Below are 16,699 nucleotides of genomic sequence, written 5' to 3'. Positions count from 1 at the left end.
AGCGACATACAGATTGGAGATAGGAACTGACCGGGTTTCATGTAAGGCGCAATCGAGCCAATACGTAGGAAAAGTCACGGTACTCATAGAGGGCCACACGAAGTGTTTAAGCCCTCAGGCGTTGAATTTCAGCGCATTGGTCAAATCGCCCATGGGTTTCTGACCCCGAGCGACCATCGCATCGTCTCGCTGCTTGAGCCCATCGAGCTTCTCCAGCCCGAACACCCGAGTGATCAAACGCAGAATCGACGCGGTGTCATAGACCGTGTGATCCACCGTGCCTTTGCGCGCGAAGGGCGACGCCACCAGTGCCGGGACCCGCGATCCCGGTCCCCAGCGATCACCTTTGGGCGGTGCGACGTGATCCCACCAGCCACCGTTCTCGTCAACCGTGACCACGACCACCATGTTTTTCCATTGCGGGCTTTCACGCAGCACTTTCAGGGCGCGCACGATGTGCCGGTCGCCGGACGCGACATCAGCGTAACCGGCGTGCATGTTCAAGTTGCCTTGGGGTTTGTAGAAGCTCACGGCGGGCAGCTTGCCAGCCTCGGCATCAGCGAAGAATTTGTTGGTGCTCGACTCGTCGCCCAGGCCGGCATCGCGCAGACGTTTGTTGCGTTCGGCCGGGTTTTCCGGACCCAGCTGTTTGAAGTAGTTGAACGGCTGGTGGTGATACTGGAAGTTGGGGATTTTCGGGATGCCACCGGAGTCCTTGAACTGATCCAGCGTCGCCTGCCAGGCCCCGGCGTACCAGGCCCAGTCGATGTTCTTCTTCGAAAGCTTGTCACCGATATGCTCGTGGGTCTGCGGGACCATCACGTTCGGCAGGTCCGGTTTGGCATAGGCCGGACGGTCCGGGTCACGAATCCACGTCGGCCAGTACGGCGGCGCGAGCGTGTTGACGCCGTAGCCATCCGGGGTCAATGCGCTGGGGCCGAACTGCGGTGGACCGGTCATGGCGCTGGCCGGGGATTTGTCCAAAGGCTTGAGCCGTGGGTCCGCCGGATCGTCGCTTTGCAGCACTGCGATCTGCGCCTTGGCCACCGAGTTGGCGACGTCGGGATAAAACGGCGCGGTGGCGCTGATCAGGTATTGGTGGTTGAGAAACGAACCGCCGAAAGCGCCCTGGAAAAAGTTATCGCAGAGCACAAACTCCTGGGCAACGTCCCACAAGCGCAGGGAATAACGACTCTGCGCGTAATGGCCCATGGTCAGGCCGCCGGAGTCGGCCCAGGCGACAAAACCGTCATTCTTGCCGCCATTGATCTGCATCTGGTTTTGATAGAACACGTGCCACAAATCACGGGTCACCAGGCCAAACGGCAGGTCTTCAGCGTTCGGGCCTTTGAGGGCAAACGGCGCGTTGGGCAGTTGCTCCTGAAACTGGGTTTCACTGGGGTACGTCACGCCATCCAGGGTTTGCGGGCCGATCTGCAAAACGCCACCCCACACCGGTGGCAATGTCTGCAACAGACTGCCATCGCGATCACGCTGTTGATACTCGGCAGGCTGGAGGGACGACAGTGGTTTTTCGACGCCGGGGAAATCGCCGAACAGATTGTTGAAACTGCGGTTCTCGGCGTAGATCACCACCACGGTTTTCACCTGGTCGTGCAGGGCCTTGTCCAATTCCGTCGGGGATAACGGATGTTCGACCGGTTTGCCTGGCACATCGCCCTGATTGCCACAAGCACTCAGCGTTGCGCCGACACCCAGCACTGCGACACCACCCAGAAAGCGGCGGCGACTGGTGTCGATGGGCGCGTTTGCGTCGGGAGAAGGTGCGTCGATGTTGTCTTTATCGTCAGTCATGCCAAGTCCCGTTTAGCCGAGTTTGTTGCAATATGTTTCGGCGGACGCTAGCAGCGGGATGTGACAGAAGGGTTACGATCTTGAGTGCAGCGAAGTTCTTAATGTAGGAGTGAGCCTGCTCGCGAATGCGGTTTGTCAGTCGCATCAATCCTGGATGGACTACCGCTATCGCGAGCAGGCTCGCTCCTACAGTTGTTTTGTGGTGATTGTTGGATCGGGGGTTAAGGCATTACCGGCGCCGTATACGTCAGCGTCGTCCCCAGCGCCCACAGCAGAAACAGCACCAGCGGCGTGTGCACCAGCAATTGCACGAACGAGAACCCGATCAAGTCCCGCGCCTTCAACCCGAGCACGCCCAGCAGCGGCAGCATGTAGAACGGGTTGATCAGGTTCGGCAGCGCTTCGGCAGCGTTGTAGATCTGTACGGCCCAGCCCAGGTGGTAGTTCAGGTCGGTGGCGACTTGCATGACGTACGGCGCTTCGATGATCCACTTGCCGCCGCCGGACGGGATGAAGAAACCGAGAATCGCCGAGTACACGCCCATCAGCAGCGCGTAGGTATCGTGGGTGGCGATGCTGACGAAGAAGGTCGAGATGTGGTGCGCGAGGGTCTGGGCGTCAGTGCCTTTGACGGTGGTCATCAGCGCAGCGATCGAGCCATATAGCGGGAACTGGATCAGCACGCCGGTGGTGGTCGGGACTGCGCGGGCCACGGCGTCGAGGAAACTGCGCGGGCGCCAGTGCAGCAGTGCGCCGAGCATCAGGAACAGGAAGTTGTAGGTGTTCAGTCCAGAGATGGCAGTGAGCGCCGGTTTGGTCGAAAACTCGTGGAACAGCCAGCCAGCCGCGAGTGCCACCAGCAAAAGGGTCAGCAGCGGGCTGTACTCCAGCCATTCGCCGGGGCGAGTGCGTGGTTGCAGTGGCGGCAGATTGAAACTCGGGTCGACGCCGCAGGCCTTGGCATCACGGGCGGTGTTAGGACCTGGTGCGGTGGCGTAGGCGATGATCAACGAGACCACGATCAGCGTCAGCAGCATCACGCCGGACTGCCACAGAAAGATGGTTTGGGTGAAGGGAATGACCCCGGTGATCGCCAGGATCGACGGCGGCAGACTGGCCGGGTTGGCCTGTAGTTGTGCAGCCGACGACGACAGGCCAAGGGCCCACACAGCGCCGAGGCCCAGATAGACGGCTGCACCGGCGGCACGGTAGTCCATTTTCAAATCGACACGGCGGGCGAGGGCGCGCACCAGCAAACCGCCGAACACCAGCGACAGGCCCCAGTTCAGCAGCGAGGCCGTCATGGAAATCAAGGCGACCCACGCCACGGCCGAGCGACCGTTTTTCGGGATGCGCGCCAGGCGATCGATGAGTTTCACGGCGGGTGGCGAGGCGGCGACGACGTAGCCACCGATGACCACGAACGCCATCTGCATGGTGAAGGGGATCAGGCTCCAGAATCCGTCACCGAATGCCATGGCGGCGTCAGTCGGTTTGGCGCCCATGATCAGCGTGGCGACGGCGACGATGATCACCGCCAGCGCGGCAAATACCCAGGAATCGGGGAACCAGCGTTCGGCAAAACTTGAGCAGCGCAGGGCAAAGCGGGCGGAGCGGGTATCTTCGATATCAGCGGCCACGGGTGTACCTCGAATTTTTATGTTTGTTGTGGTCTTTCGGGCGGCAAAGGCCCGTCTGGACAGACGCCAACAGTAAATCAACTGCTCCTGATTTGTGACGAAACTTTACCAAAACAGGACTATGGTCTAACGGCTTGTCCATGGGCGCATTTGCGTAGACCATGGGCGCCTTGGTTTTTTACCGGCTGCAGAGTTCTTTTTCATGACTGCCAACACCCCTTCGCGCCCGACGCCTTTTACCCGCTCGGATTACAAGACCCTCGGCCTTGCGGCCCTTGGCGGCGCGCTGGAAATCTACGATTTCATCATTTTCGTGTTCTTCGCCCTGACCCTCAGCCAACTGTTCTTCCCGCCGGAAATGCCCGAATGGTTGCGCCTGCTGCAAAGCTTCGGGATTTTCGTCACCGGTTATCTGGCGCGCCCATTGGGCGGGATTCTGATGGCGCATTTCGCCGACCGGCTGGGGCGCAAGAAAGTCTTCAGCCTGAGCATTCTGATGATGGCGCTCCCGTGCCTGCTGATCGGGATCATGCCGACCTACGCGCAGATCGGCTATTGGGCGCCGCTGCTGCTGTTGGTGTTACGCGTGCTGCAAGGCGCGGCGGTGGGCGGTGAAGTGCCGAGCGCCTGGGTGTTCGTCGCCGAACACGCGCCGGCCGGGCATCGCGGGTATGCCCTCGGTTTCCTGCAAGCCGGGCTGACCTTTGGCTACCTGATTGGCGCACTGACGGCGACCTTCCTCGCACAGGCGTTCACCCCGGCGGAGATTCTGGATTTCGCCTGGCGCTACCCGTTCCTCCTGGGCGGTGTGTTCGGGGTGATCGGCGTCTGGCTGCGTCGCTGGCTTAGTGAAACCCCGGTGTTCATGGCGATGCAGGCGCAGCGCGATGCCGCCGTCGAACTGCCGCTGCGCACGGTCCTGCGTGAGCATCGTCTGGCGATGTTGCCGGCGATGATCCTCACCTGTGTGCTGACCTCGGCGGTGGTGGTGTTTGTCGTCATCACTCCGACCATGATGCAGAAAACCTTCGGCATGACCGCCAGCCATACCTTCGCCCTGAGTGCGCTGGGCATCGTGTTCCTGAACATCGGCTGCGTACTCGCCGGGTTGCTGGTCGACCGCATCGGCGGCTGGCGCACGGTCATGCTTTATAGCCTGCTGCTGCCGCTGGGTATCGGTGTGCTCTATACCTGCCTGATTACCGGCGGCCACTGGATCGGTCTGGCCTATGCGATTGCCGGTCTGAGTTGCGGCGTGGTCGGCGCGGTGCCGTCAGTGATGGTGAGCCTGTTCCCGGCGCGGGTTCGTGTCTCGGGCATTTCCTTCACCTACAACATTGCCTACGCCGCGTGGGCGAGCATCACGCCGCTGTTGTTGATTGGTTTGATGCCATGGAGCCCATGGATCTGCGTGATCTTCTGTGCGGTCATGGGGGCGGTGGGTGTAGGCAGCGCGGCGTACTTTGGCGCCCGCCTGCCCAGAGCCGGCCATTGCGCCGCCGCTGGCGCGATGTAAGCGCAGGTTGATACGGCAACTATTTTTGTAGGACAACCCTGAAACACTCTTCAGAAAACATCCGCAACGCCGATGGCTAGGCTGCATGCCGCTTTCTCTCCCAGTCCATCGGTGCTTTCCCATGTTCAACAAACGCTTGAAGCAGGAGCTGTCGGCTCTTCGCGAAGAACTCTCCAGCCTTCATCAAGTGAAGGACAGTCTGGAAAGCGAGATGCTGGTCCTGACGCTTGATCCCGATGGCCGGATTCAATCGGCCAACCAGAACTTCCTGGGTGAAATGTTCTACAAGAGCGGCGACCTGACCGGCCGCAACATCGACGAGATCGTCCCGGCCCATGTCAAATCCGATGAATTCCACCGCCGCTTCCAGAACGCGCTGACCCGCGGCGAGCATTTCGCCGGTGCTGTGCGTTTGCTGCGTGGCAATGGCAAGGAAGCCTGGTTGCGTTCAATTTTGCAGCCGGTGCGCTCGGCGGACGGCCGGATCAAGCATTTCTCGATTTACTCCAGCGACCTGACCCGCACCATTGAAGCGTCCCGTGAACACGAGAACCTGATCGGCGCGCTGGTGCGTTCGACGGCGGTGATCGAGTTCGACCTCGATGGCAATGTACTGGCGGCCAACGACCGCTTCCTCAGCGGCATGGGTTACAGCCTCGCGCAGATCAAGGGCAAACATCACCGTACGTTCTGTGAGCCGCAGGAGGCCGGCAGCGCCGAATACCAGAACTTCTGGCGACGCCTGAACGCCGGTGAGTTTGTCGCCGGCCGTTTCAAGCGCGTCGACAGCCACGGACGTATGGTCTGGCTGGAAGCGTCCTACAACCCGGTGGTCGACGCGAACAACAAGCTCTACAAAGTGGTCAAGTTCGCCACCGTGATCACCGATCAGGTCAACCAGGAAAACGCCGTGGCCGAAGCGGCCAACATTGCCTACAGCACCTCTCAGCAAACCGACCAAAGCGCCCAGCGCGGTACGGCCGTGGTGACTCAGGCGGTCGACGTGATGCGCGACCTGGCCAAGCACATGCAGACCGCCGGCGATGGCATCGAGGCCTTGAACGAGCAATCGCTGGTGATTGGCACCATCGTCAAAACCATCAGCGGTATCGCTGAACAGACCAACTTGCTGGCGCTCAACGCGGCCATCGAAGCGGCTCGTGCAGGCGAACAGGGCAGGGGCTTTGCCGTGGTGGCGGACGAGGTCCGGCAGTTGGCGTCTCGTACCAGCCAGGCCACCGATGAGATTGTCGGTGTCGTGCGGCAGAACCAGGAAATGGCGCGCAATGCCGTGGCCCTGATGACCGACGGCAAGCTTCAGGCAGAACAAGGCCTGGCGCTGGCGGCGGAAGCCGGTACGGTGATCGTCGAGATTCAGGACGGTGCGCAGAAAGTGGTGAACGCGGTCGGCCAATTCGCCAATCAACTGGCGACTTGATACCCGCCCTCGCGGTGGAAATCGCTACAATCGGCTCTTTTCCCAGGAGCAGACACCATGAGCGTTTCCCACCGCCGCCCGGTTCCTTTGTCCAAGGCTTATCGCTTGCTCAATCACGGGCCGACCGTACTGGTGAGCGCCGCCCATAATGGCCAGCGCAATATCATGGCCGCGGCCTGGGCCATGCCGCTGGATTTCGAACCGCCGAAAATTGCCGTGGTGCTGGACAAGTCCACCTGGACCCGGCAACTGCTGGAAGCCTCGGGCACCTTCGTCCTGAACGTGCCCTGCGCGGCTCAGGCCGATATCACCCAGACCGTTGGCTCGACATCAGGCCTGGAATTGACCCAGGGCCAAGGTCAGGACAAGTTCCAGGCCTACGGTTTGCAGACCTTCAGCGGTGAGCTGATCGAGGCTCCTATGCTCGAGGGCTGCGTGGCGTGGCTCGAATGCCGACTGCTGCCAGAGCCCAGCAATCATCAGCAATACGATCTGTTCCTGGCCGAGGTGATTGCCGCCCAGGCGGATGAACGGGTCTTCAGCGACGGCCGTTGGCACTTCGAAGGGCATGACGCCTTGCGCACCTTGCACCATGTGGCGGGCGGGCATTTCCTGATGATTGGCGACCCGGTGGACGGCAAGACACTGGCGTAACACCTCACACCCACACGTCATTGACCGCCGTGCGTTCACCGCCTTCACTGCCGGTGTTCAATACGCCCTTGGGTTCGATCAGCAGCAGTTTCACCTCCTGCTCGGCGGACGGTTTGTGCTCGACCCCTTTGGGCACCACATACATTTCACCGGCGTTGACCAACACGAAACCGTCACGAAAATCGAGGCGTAGCTGGCCTTCGAGCACGATGAAGGTTTCGTCGGTTTCAATATGGTCATGCCAGATGAAATCCCCGAGCAACTTCACCACCTTGAACTGGTAGTCGTTCATTTCGGCGATGACTCGGGGCGCCCAGTGCACATCGATACGGGCGATTTTTTCAGCGAAGTTCAGGCTTTTGTAAGCGGACATGAAGCGTCTCCCGTGGTTGATCGTGAACCCACGATAACCAGCACTCAGGTCTGCTTCTTGTACGATTGTGCGTGGCTCAGCGACGGTGCATTTTCATCCAGCGGGCCGGCGACAGACCGTAGGTTTTGCTGAACTGCCGGGTCATGTGGCTCTGATCGGTGAAGCCGGCAATCAACGCGGCGCTGACCAGCGACTGGCCCTGGATCAGCAGCGAGCGCACCAGGTCCAGGCGCCGCATGGTCAGGTATCGATAAGGGCTGGTGCCGAACAACAGGCGAAAGTCCCGTGACAGGCTCCAGCGATCACGACCGCTGTGGTGCGCCAGCTCATCCAGCGTCACGGTGCGATCCAGCGCACAGTGAATGAACTCCCGCGCGCGCTCCGCAGCCACGTAGTCGAAGCTCTGGTGGCGGGCGGAAGTTGTTCCCGAAACGCTGCTCAAGGCCTGCGCCAGATCGTACAGCGCGTCCTGCTCCTCCAAAGGATCGAGGGGGCAATCCAGGCTGCGCAACAGCACGTCGGTGGCGGCGAACAGGCGAGGGTCGGTCGACAGTCCGGTCTTGATGAACGGCAGTGGCTGCCCGCCGAGCATCTGCTGGATCAGCGCCGGTTCGATGTACATCATCCGGTATTTGAACCCGACCTCGGTGCCGGCCTCGCCATCGTGGACTTCGTCCGGGTGCAACACCAGGGTCCCGCCCGGCAGGCTGTGGCGCCATCCGCCGCGGTACTGAAAACTCTGCACGCCGGCCAGGGTTCGACCGATGGCGTAGGTGTCGTGACGATGAAGGTCGTAGCCGTGACCCGCAAAAAACGCTTCGAAACGCTGCAGGCCGCCCACGTCGGGCGCGCGGTGGAACCAGTCGATGGGAGGCGTTTGCTTGGCCATGGTGTAGGTGTCTTGAACGCGATGAAGAACACGTTACCCCAGTGATCGACTGGCTGTCTGCTCGCCGATTAAACCCTTTGGACGGGTGGAAAACCGTGGGCGAATGTTGCAAGGTTCTCTCTGCTGTTCGGCGCGTGGCCAATCGTTGAGGTGTTTTGAATGAGCAAACTGCGGGTAGGGATTGTTTTTGGTGGTCGTTCGGCGGAGCACGAAGTGTCGCTGCAATCGGCGAAGAACATTGTCGATGCGCTGGATCGCTCGCGCTTCGAGCCGGTGCTGATCGGCATTGACAAACAGGGTCACTGGCACCTCAACGACCCTTCGAACTTCCTGCTCAATCAGGAAAATCCAGCCCTGATCGCCCTCAACCAGTCCAACCGTGAACTGGCCGTGGTGCCGGGCAAAGTCAGTCAGCAATTGGTGGAAACCTCCGGTCAGGACTTGCTCGGGCACGTCGATGTGATCTTCCCGATTGTCCACGGCACCCTGGGTGAAGACGGTTGCCTGCAAGGCCTGTTGCGCATGGCCGACCTGCCCTTTGTCGGCTCCGACGTGCTCGGTTCGGCGGTGTGCATGGACAAGGACATCAGCAAACGCCTGCTGCGCGACGCCGGGTTGGCGGTCACGCCGTTCGTGACCTTGAACCGCGCCACGGCAGCGCGTACCGGGTTCGCAGAGGTGCAGGGCAAACTCGGCCTGCCGCTGTTCGTCAAACCGGCGAACCAGGGCTCATCCGTGGGCGTGAGCAAGGTCAATGACGAAGTCGAGTATCTGGCGGCCGTGGAACTGGCCCTGGGTTTCGACGAAAAAGTGCTGATCGAATCCGCCGTCAGTGGCCGTGAGATCGAATGCGCGGTGCTCGGCAACGAAGACGCCATCGCCAGTGGTTGTGGCGAAATCGTCGTGAGTGGCGGTTTCTATTCCTACGACAGCAAATACATCGACGCCCAAGCGGCGCAGGTGGTGGTCCCGGCTAACATCAGTGTCGAGGCCAGCGAACGCATCCGGGCACTGGCCGTCGAGGCGTTCCAGGTGCTCGGCTGCTCCGGGCTGGCGCGGGTCGATGTGTTTCTCACCGACAGCGGCGAAGTGCTGATCAATGAGATCAACTCGCTGCCCGGTTTCACCCGGATCAGCATGTACCCCAAACTCTGGCAGGCCACCGGCATGACCTACAGCGAACTGGTCAGCCGCTTGATCGATCTGGCCCTGGACAAGCACAAGACGCGACAGGGGTTGAAGATCTCGCGCTAAGCGGCATGTTTGCGTGTGGTGACATCCGGGACCGAAAAGGGCCTACCTCCCGGTAAGCCCTTTTTCATTCCCGGGTACGAATCAATCCCCCAACGCTTTCCCCTCACGCCGAGGATCGGCCCCTCCGGCCAATGACGCATTCCCTTGCGCATCCTTTACCCGAACAATCGCCTGGGTGCCGCTGGTCATGTCGATTTCGCTGACGCTGTGTCCCTTGTCCTTCAACGCCTGGATCAGTTCCGCGCTGAACTGGCCCTGTTCCAGCTCAGTCGGGCCGTTGCGGCTGCCGAAGTTGGGCAGGTTGATGGCGGTTTGTGGGTCGAGGTTCCAGTCGAGCAGGCCGATGGTGGATTTGGCTACGTACTCGATAATTTGCGAGCCGCCGGGGGAGCCGAGGGTGGCGAGGAATTCGCCGCTCTGGCGGTCGAAGATCAGGGTCGGCGCCATGGACGAGCGTGGGCGCTTGCCGGGCTCGACGCGGTTGGCGACTTTTTGCCCGTTTTCTTCGGGGATGAACGAAAAGTCGGTCATCTCGTTATTGAGCAGGAAGCCCTGGACCATCACGTGCGAGCCGAAGGCGGACTCAATGGTGGTGGTCATCGACACGGCCCCGCCTTGGTCATCCACCGCCACCACTTGAGAGGTAGAGATACGCAGTGGCGAACGGTCCGGCGCGTAGGCAACCTGAATGCCCGGCGGGGTGCCGGGTTTGGCTACGCCCATGCTGCGATCACCGATCAAAGCAGCGCGGCTGGCCAGATAGGCCGGGTCTACCAGCCCTTTGACCGGCACGGGCACGAAGTCGGCGTCGGCCACGTACTGCGCGCGGTCGGCATAAGCCAGGCGTTCGGCTTCGGCGATCAGGTGCACGGCTTGCGGGGCGGGCTCGGTGCCTGCGGGTTTTTGGGTCTTGAGCGGTTTCAGCGGCGCGAGGGCGAAGCGCGGGTCGCGGGTTTCCAGGGCCTGCAAGGTGCCGAGGATCTGCGCCACGGCGATTCCGCCCGATGATGGCGGCGGCATGCCGCACACCTGCCAGCGTTTGTAATCGGTGCACAGCGGCGCGCGTTCCTTGGCCTGATAGCCTTGCAGATCGTTCAGGGACAAGCTGCCGGGGTTGGCATGGCCCTGAACCTTGGTGACGATCTCTTGCGCGATGGCGCCTTTGTACAACGCATCAGGCCCTTCTTTGGCGATGCGTATCAACACAGCGGCCAGTGCCGGATTCTTCAACAACGTGCCAGCGGCTTTCGGGCTGCCGTCCGCATTCAGGAAGTAGGCGACCATGTCCGGCGAGCTGCGCATGGACGAATCCGAGGCGATCAACAGATGAAGGCGCGGAGAGATGGCGAAGCCTTGCTCCGCGAGTTTGATGGCCGGTTCGAACAGCTTCGCCCACGGCAGGCGGCCGTGTTTGCGATGGGCCAGTTCAAGCGCTCGCAACACGCCCGGCGTCCCCACCGAACGCCCGCCAATCTGCGCCGGGGTGAACGCCATCGGTTTACCGTCGGCCTGTAGGAAAAGCTTCTCCGTGGCACCGGCTGGCGCGGTTTCGCGACCGTCAAAGGTGCGCACCGCCTTGCCATCCCAGAGCACGATCAAAGCACCGCCGCCAATGCCGGAGGATTGCGGCTCGACCAGCGTCAGCACCGCTTGCATCGCGATGGCGGCATCAATCGCCGAGCCGCCCTGACGCAGCATCTCCCGGCCGGCTTCGGCCGCCAGCGGGTTGGCCGCTGCCGCCATGTGTCTGGAGGCGTGCCGGGTTTGCAGGTCGGTGCGATAGCCCGAAGCGCTTTCGGGTGCCACAGGCAACGTCGAGGTCGGTGGCGCGTTGCAGGCGGTGAGGGTCAGCGTCGCGACGATCAGCGACAGGGCTGAGCGGCTTAAGTGGAAGGCTGGGAACACGTTGGGGCACTCCGTCCGTGGGAAAAGTTACCGGGACTTTATCGGCCGACTCGGCATGGCGCAAACCAGGGCCAACAGTAAAGCTGCTTTTGTCCTTCATGAGCCGACGGATTTTCTGTAGGGTCGAGGGCATCAGACGAGCCAGAAGATCAACAAGAGGCAGACATGCAGACCGAGTTTCCCACCCAGCCCAGTTACCGTCATCAGCGAGAGCTGTTCCTCGCGGCCGCCACCGAGGCCGGTGCGACGCTGACCCAATACCCGCATCCGCTGAAAGGGCCTTTCGGCGAGCCCTTGAGTACCGATGTGGCAGTGCTGGGCGATCCCGGCGCCAAGCGGTTGCTGATCGCGCTGAGCGGCACCCATGGCGTCGAAGGCTTCTATGGTTCGGGTTGCCAGATCAAATGGATGCAGGAGTTGGGCAAGCGCTCACTGCCGGCGGATGTGGCCGTGGTGTTCATTCACCTGATCAATCCCTGGGGCACCGCGTGGCTACGGCGGGTCAACGAAGACAACATCGACCTGAACCGCAATCACCTGAATTTCGAACGGCCGTTGCCGGACAATCAGGCTTACGCAACGCTGCATGACATCTACGCCTGCACCGAGCTGCAAGGTCCTGAGCGTGATCGCGCCGATGCCTTGCTCGACGCGCAGATCCGCCAACATGGCTGGCCGGCGGTGATGTCGATTGTCGAGGGCGGCCAGCACAGTCACCCCGACGGTCTGTTTTACGGTGGGCGGGCGCCAAGTTGGTCGAACCGTACATTGCACACCATCCTGCAAAAGCACATCGCCCATGCCGACGTGGCCATGTGTTTTGATTTGCACACGGGGGCCGGCGAATACGGTCATCCGATGCTGCTGACCATCACTGAGGCGGCTTATCCGGCGCTGCACGATGCCCAGGCCATTTACGGCCCGTGGCTGTACACGCTGCTGACCGGCGCCGACACATTAAGCGAAACCGGTGTGGCAGCAACGGCGACTGGTTACACCTCGCAGGCGTTGATCGATGCGTTGCCGCAGGTTCGGTTGATGCCCTTTGTGATTGAGTGCGGGACGTACCCGGGGGCGGACGTGCATCGTCATTTGCGCGACGACCACTGGCTGCATCTGCATGGCGATCTGACGGGGGTGCTGGCGCGCGGGATCAAGCTGAATTTGCTGGAGCAGTTCTATCCGGCCGACAGCGACTGGCAGGCCATGGTGTGGTTGCGGACGTGGCAGATTTGGGAGCGGGCGCTCTCGGCATTACCGACGATTCGCACCTGAGGCGGATCACCCTGGACCCATGGGGTTCAGGGTACTTTTCTCGAGGCATAAAAAAACGGCCTACCTTTCGGTAAGCCGTTTTTAGTACTTGGTGGCTACACAGGGACTTGAACCCCGGACCCCAGCATTATGAATGCTATGCTCTAACCAACTGAGCTATGTAGCCAAGTGGCGCGCATTATTGGCTTGGAACGATGATGTGTCAAGCGTAAATATAAAATATTTCTCTACGCTTTCAACTGCTTATCCTCCTGACCCGAAAAAACGGGCCGGAGGAGGGCGTCAACTGAGTTGAAATCTCCCGGTATTCGCGCTCAGGGCCTTGCTGCCCTGGCTCAAGGTGTCCGCCGCCAGGTTCACTGCCCGCGCGCCTTCCAGCAACCTGACCGCCGCCTGATCGACTTGCTGAATGTTGCCGCTGACTTCATCGGCGGTACTGGCCTGTTCTTCCACGGCGGTCGCGATGTGCGCCAGGGTGTCGGTCACGCCTTGCACCGCGAGGGCAATTTCCCCCAGGCGTTCGCCCAGGCCGGTGACGGATTGGGCATCACTTTGTGCCTGGCTACAGGCCGCTTCCATCAGGCTGACCGCTTCGTTCACGGTGTTGCGCAGGCTGTCGACCGTGCCGGCAATTTGCGCGGTAGACGACTGGGTGCGTTGCGACAGACTGCGCACCTCGTCAGCCACCACGGCAAACCCGCGACCTTGTTCACCGGCACGAGCGGCCTCGATAGCCGCGTTGAGCGCCAACAGGTTGGTTTGCTCGGCGACTCCGCGAATGGTGTCGACCACCAACTGAATCTGTTGCCCTTGCTCACTGACCCGGCCCAGCGCCGCAGCCGTGTCGTTCAAGCGCTGATTCAGTTGCTGAATGCTCGCCGTGGTGCGCTGACTGTCTCGGCTGCTGTCGGCGGCAATGCGTTGGGTGTGCTGAGCGCTGCCTGAGGCCTGCTCGCAACTCTGGGCGACCCCTTGAGAGGTCGCCGCCAGTTGCGTGGCCGCCGCGGCGATCTGGCTGATTTGCAACTGTTGCGCTTCGACTTCGCCGAGGGCGCCGCTGGAGTGATGGTTGAGCGTGCGCACCGCGTTGCTCACCTGCAAGGTTTCGTGATCGACCCCCTGCAAGCTGTTGCGCAACTGCACCACGGCGACGTTCAGGGCGGTGCTGATGGCCGCCAGTTCGTCACGGCCCTGCACGGGGGCTTGCAGGCTCAGATTGCCGTCACGCAGGGCTTCGGCCAGCAGCGTAATGCCGCTGGCGCTGCGGCGGATCGAGGCTTGCAGGCAGATGAACAGGTACAGCGCGGCCAGCAGGAGGCAACCAAAGATTGTCGCCACCAGCATGAATTGGCGAATCGCCGAGTCGTGGTAGTAATCCAGACGCTGATCCAGCGACGTCAACGATTGCTGGCGCAGGGCCGCAAGGTCCGTGAGCAGGGCGTCGAGGTTGCGTTCGAATTCTTCCGGCTTGAGGCTGATGCTGCCGCCGAACACGCCGTCATCCAGCACCTTCAGGCTCGCGTCGAGGTGTTTCAGGTTGTCATGGTATTGCCCGGCCCAGCTTTGCAATGCACTGGGTAGGCGCGCTTCCAGGAGTGTGGCGGTTTTCACCAGTTGCTCCCGGGCATCGCCGATACGGCTGCGCAGGTCGCGCAGTTGCAGGCGGCTTTGCAGGGTGAACTGGCCCGACACCACGGACGCTTGGCCGACGGCGGCGAGGCGACCGACGCGTTCAATCAGGTCTGGCGCGTGCTGGGTGGAAATCTGCGTCAGCAAGTAAGTTTCCAGCCACGGTGCGAGCGTCAGGCGGTTGTCCATGGCGATCTGTTCGCGCAGGGCTTGCAGGGCGCTCAAGGCATTGGTGAAACGGTCGTAACCGTCCGGCCACCAGCCGACGCCGCTCAGGCTTTTCGAATCCAGGCCATTGAGGGCGGTTTGCAGGGCTTGATAGCGGGTCAGCGTTTCGCCCTCGGCGCCTTCGACTTTCAGCGCGTTGCCGAGGTCTGAAGTGGCTTGAGCGACGGCCGGCTGCACCGCATCAAACGCGCCCATCGCGGCGAGGGTCGCAGGCGTCGGTTGGCGATTGGTTTCCGTGGCGCGCCAGCGAGCAGCGCGATCACGCTGGGCGGCGAGCAGGTTATCCAGAGCATCCAGGGCAAGCAGCTGCCTGACCCCGGCACGTTCGCCGGAGATGAGGCTGAGTTTGGCGCGATAATCCTGACCAATCATCAACAGGCTGCCGGCGAGCGGCAGGATAAACAGCAGGAACAACAGCTGAAATTTGCGTGCGAAGCCAAAACGCCCCAGCAACCCGATCCCCGGTGATAAAAACGACATGCCCCATGACTCCTCTGGACACCACGCACCATCGGCGTGCGTCGAGGCCGTTGCGACCGCGACTCGTGCCCTTTTAAAAGGCCTCGAAAGTTCACCCTCGCCAGCTCTGTAGGCCGACTCTGTAGCGAAACTTCCCATTCTCGGTCCCCTTTGTAAGAGGCCCGCGTTGAAAGAGTTAAACAAGGCAAGATTCAGACCATGGCGTTGCGCTATCACCTGTCGGGCGATGAAAGATTAGTTCGTTAGCTGGCTAAGGGGATGGCGCTCTCGCACCGAAAAATGGCACATTGACGCACCTGCCCGCGTGCACCCATCTGCTGTACGGAAATACTCATGGCTATCAGCAACGCTCAGACCGGCGCGACGTCGGCACCCGCGACTTCACAAAGCAGCCCTTTGGTCATGCGCATCATCGGCGCAGTGGCGCTGGCGCACCTTATCAACGACTTGATCCAGTCGGTGCTGCCGTCGATTTATCCGATGCTCAAGGCCAACTATGGCCTGACCTTTACCCAGGTCGGGTTGATCACGCTGACCTTTCAACTGACCGCTTCGCTGTTGCAGCCGTGGGTCGGTTACTACACCGACAGACATCCAAAACCCTGGCTGCTTCCCGCCGGGACGGTGTGCACGCTGATTGGCATTGTGATGATGTCGATGGTCGGCACTTTTCCGTTGATTCTGCTGGCGGCGGGGCTGATCGGTATCGGTTCGTCGACCTTTCACCCGGAAGCCTCTCGCGTGGCGCGACTGGCCTCGGGCGGACGATTTGGCCTGGCGCAATCGACCTTTCAGGTCGGCGGTAATGCCGGGTCGGCGTTCGGTCCGTTGCTGGCCGCAGCGATCATCATCCCGTATGGTCAGGGCAATGTGGCCTGGTTCGGGCTATTCGCTGTGTTCGCGCTGTTCGTGCTCTACCGGATCAGCCGCTGGTACGCCAATCACTTGAACCTGTTCAAGCTCAAGCAAGGCCAGGCGGCGACTCACGGTTTGTCGAAGGGCAGGGTGATCAGTGCGCTGGTGGTACTTGGCTTGCTGGTGTTCTCCAAGTACTTCTACATGTCCAGCCTCACCAGCTACTTCACGTTCTACCTGATCGAAAAGTTCGACCTGTCGGTGGCCAGTTCGCAGCTGCACCTGTTCCTGTTTCTGGGCGCGGTCGCGGCGGGGACGTTCTTCGGTGGGCCGATCGGCGACAAGATCGGGCGTAAGGCGGTGATCTGGTTCTCGATCCTCGGTGTCGCGCCGTTCACGTTGCTGCTGCCGCATGTCGACCTGTTCTGGACCAGCGTCCTGAGTGTGATCATCGGCTTCATCCTCGCTTCGGCGTTTTCTGCGATTGTGGTGTACGCGCAGGAATTGGTGCCGGGTAATGTCGGGATGATTGCCGGGGTGTTCTTCGGCTTGATGTTTGGTTTTGGCGGGATTGGTGCGGCGTTGCTGGGGCATCTGGCGGATGTACACGGCATTGAATACGTGTACTTCCTGTGCTCGTTCCTGCCGTTGTTGGGTGTGCTGGCGATCTTCCTGCCAAGAACCAAAAAGGCCTGATCCCACACAAATCAAATGTGGGAGCGGGCTTGCTCGCGAAAGCGGATTAACA

At 61.2% G+C, this 16,699-nt stretch carries 12 protein-coding genes, 1 tRNA gene and 1 pseudogene; 7 read left to right on the top strand and 7 right to left on the bottom strand.

The annotated features are described in order from the left end of the window. Positions 1 to 114 precede the first annotated feature (114 nt). Positions 115 to 1,815: an acid phosphatase gene (locus BK660_RS22515; protein ID WP_123435144.1), complete on the bottom strand. Its 1,701-nt coding sequence runs from the start codon at positions 1,813 to 1,815 to the stop codon at positions 115 to 117. 221 nt (positions 1,816 to 2,036) lie between these two features. Continuing rightward, positions 2,037 to 3,455, bottom strand: a complete 1,419-nt coding sequence (locus BK660_RS22510; protein WP_123435143.1) for a short-chain fatty acid transporter — start codon at positions 3,453 to 3,455, stop codon at positions 2,037 to 2,039. A gap of 202 nt (positions 3,456 to 3,657) precedes the next feature. Here BK660_RS22510 and BK660_RS22505 point away from each other — a divergent pair, with 202 nt between their 5' ends. From BK660_RS22505 to BK660_RS22495, 4 genes and pseudogenes are all read left to right on the top strand, one after another. Continuing rightward, positions 3,658 to 4,971, top strand: coding sequence for an MFS transporter (locus tag BK660_RS22505; RefSeq protein ID WP_123435142.1), 1,314 nt, complete (start codon positions 3,658 to 3,660; stop codon positions 4,969 to 4,971). 85 nt (positions 4,972 to 5,056) lie between these two features. Continuing rightward, a pseudogene (locus BK660_RS33665) lies at positions 5,057 to 5,821 on the top strand (PAS domain-containing protein); the annotation flags it as partial. After that, positions 5,801 to 6,409, top strand: coding sequence for a methyl-accepting chemotaxis protein (locus BK660_RS33660; RefSeq protein WP_259698524.1), 609 nt, complete (start codon positions 5,801 to 5,803; stop codon positions 6,407 to 6,409). The pseudogene BK660_RS33665 and the gene BK660_RS33660, both read left to right, overlap by 21 nt. 57 nt (positions 6,410 to 6,466) lie before the next feature. Further along, a complete protein-coding gene (locus BK660_RS22495; protein WP_123435140.1) occupies positions 6,467 to 7,063 on the top strand; it encodes a flavin reductase family protein in 597 nt (198 codons plus the stop codon). Positions 7,064 to 7,067: 4 nt separating this feature from the next. On the opposite strand, the gene BK660_RS22490 is transcribed toward BK660_RS22495, so the two are convergent. Both BK660_RS22490 and BK660_RS22485 read right to left on the bottom strand, forming a co-directional pair. Beyond that, the gene (locus BK660_RS22490) at positions 7,068 to 7,436 is read right to left on the bottom strand and encodes a cupin domain-containing protein (RefSeq protein ID WP_123435139.1); all 369 of its coding nucleotides are present in this window, start codon (positions 7,434 to 7,436) and stop codon (positions 7,068 to 7,070) included. Positions 7,437 to 7,512: 76 nt separating this feature from the next. After that, positions 7,513 to 8,325, bottom strand: a complete 813-nt coding sequence (locus BK660_RS22485) for an AraC family transcriptional regulator (RefSeq protein WP_123435138.1) — start codon at positions 8,323 to 8,325, stop codon at positions 7,513 to 7,515. A 159-nt stretch (positions 8,326 to 8,484) separates the two neighbouring features. On the opposite strand from BK660_RS22485, the gene ddlA reads away from it, so the two are divergent. Further along, the gene (gene ddlA, locus BK660_RS22480) at positions 8,485 to 9,579 is read left to right on the top strand and encodes a D-alanine--D-alanine ligase (RefSeq protein ID WP_123435137.1); all 1,095 of its coding nucleotides are present in this window, start codon (positions 8,485 to 8,487) and stop codon (positions 9,577 to 9,579) included. A gap of 81 nt (positions 9,580 to 9,660) precedes the next feature. Here the strand turns inward: ddlA and ggt are convergent, their stop codons facing one another. Continuing rightward, positions 9,661 to 11,484 carry a gamma-glutamyltransferase gene (ggt, locus tag BK660_RS22475; RefSeq protein WP_123435136.1) on the bottom strand — a complete coding sequence of 608 codons (1,824 nt, stop codon included), beginning with the start codon at positions 11,482 to 11,484 and terminating at the stop codon, positions 9,661 to 9,663. A 165-nt stretch (positions 11,485 to 11,649) separates the two neighbouring features. On the opposite strand from ggt, the gene BK660_RS22470 reads away from it, so the two are divergent. After that, complete coding sequence (locus BK660_RS22470; RefSeq protein WP_123435135.1) at positions 11,650 to 12,759, top strand: DUF2817 domain-containing protein; 1,110 nt, start codon at positions 11,650 to 11,652, stop codon at positions 12,757 to 12,759. An 89-nt stretch (positions 12,760 to 12,848) separates the two neighbouring features. On the opposite strand, the gene BK660_RS22465 is transcribed toward BK660_RS22470, so the two are convergent. Beyond that, positions 12,849 to 12,925, bottom strand: a tRNA-Met gene (locus tag BK660_RS22465). 116 nt (positions 12,926 to 13,041) lie between these two features. After that, a complete protein-coding gene (locus BK660_RS22460) occupies positions 13,042 to 15,096 on the bottom strand; it encodes a methyl-accepting chemotaxis protein (RefSeq protein WP_123435134.1) in 2,055 nt (684 codons plus the stop codon). A gap of 333 nt (positions 15,097 to 15,429) precedes the next feature. Between BK660_RS22460 and BK660_RS22455 the strand changes: the two genes are divergently transcribed. Continuing rightward, complete coding sequence (locus BK660_RS22455; RefSeq protein WP_123435133.1) at positions 15,430 to 16,647, top strand: MFS transporter; 1,218 nt, start codon at positions 15,430 to 15,432, stop codon at positions 16,645 to 16,647. The last annotated feature ends 52 nt before the right edge of the window (positions 16,648 to 16,699 follow it).

Origin of the sequence: Pseudomonas brassicacearum, from assembly GCF_003732265.1 — a bacterium.
Lineage (GTDB): Bacteria > Pseudomonadota > Gammaproteobacteria > Pseudomonadales > Pseudomonadaceae > Aquipseudomonas > Aquipseudomonas brassicacearum_D.
Note: the sequence above shows the minus strand (reverse complement) of the source record. Positions and strands in the feature narration are given on the sequence as shown.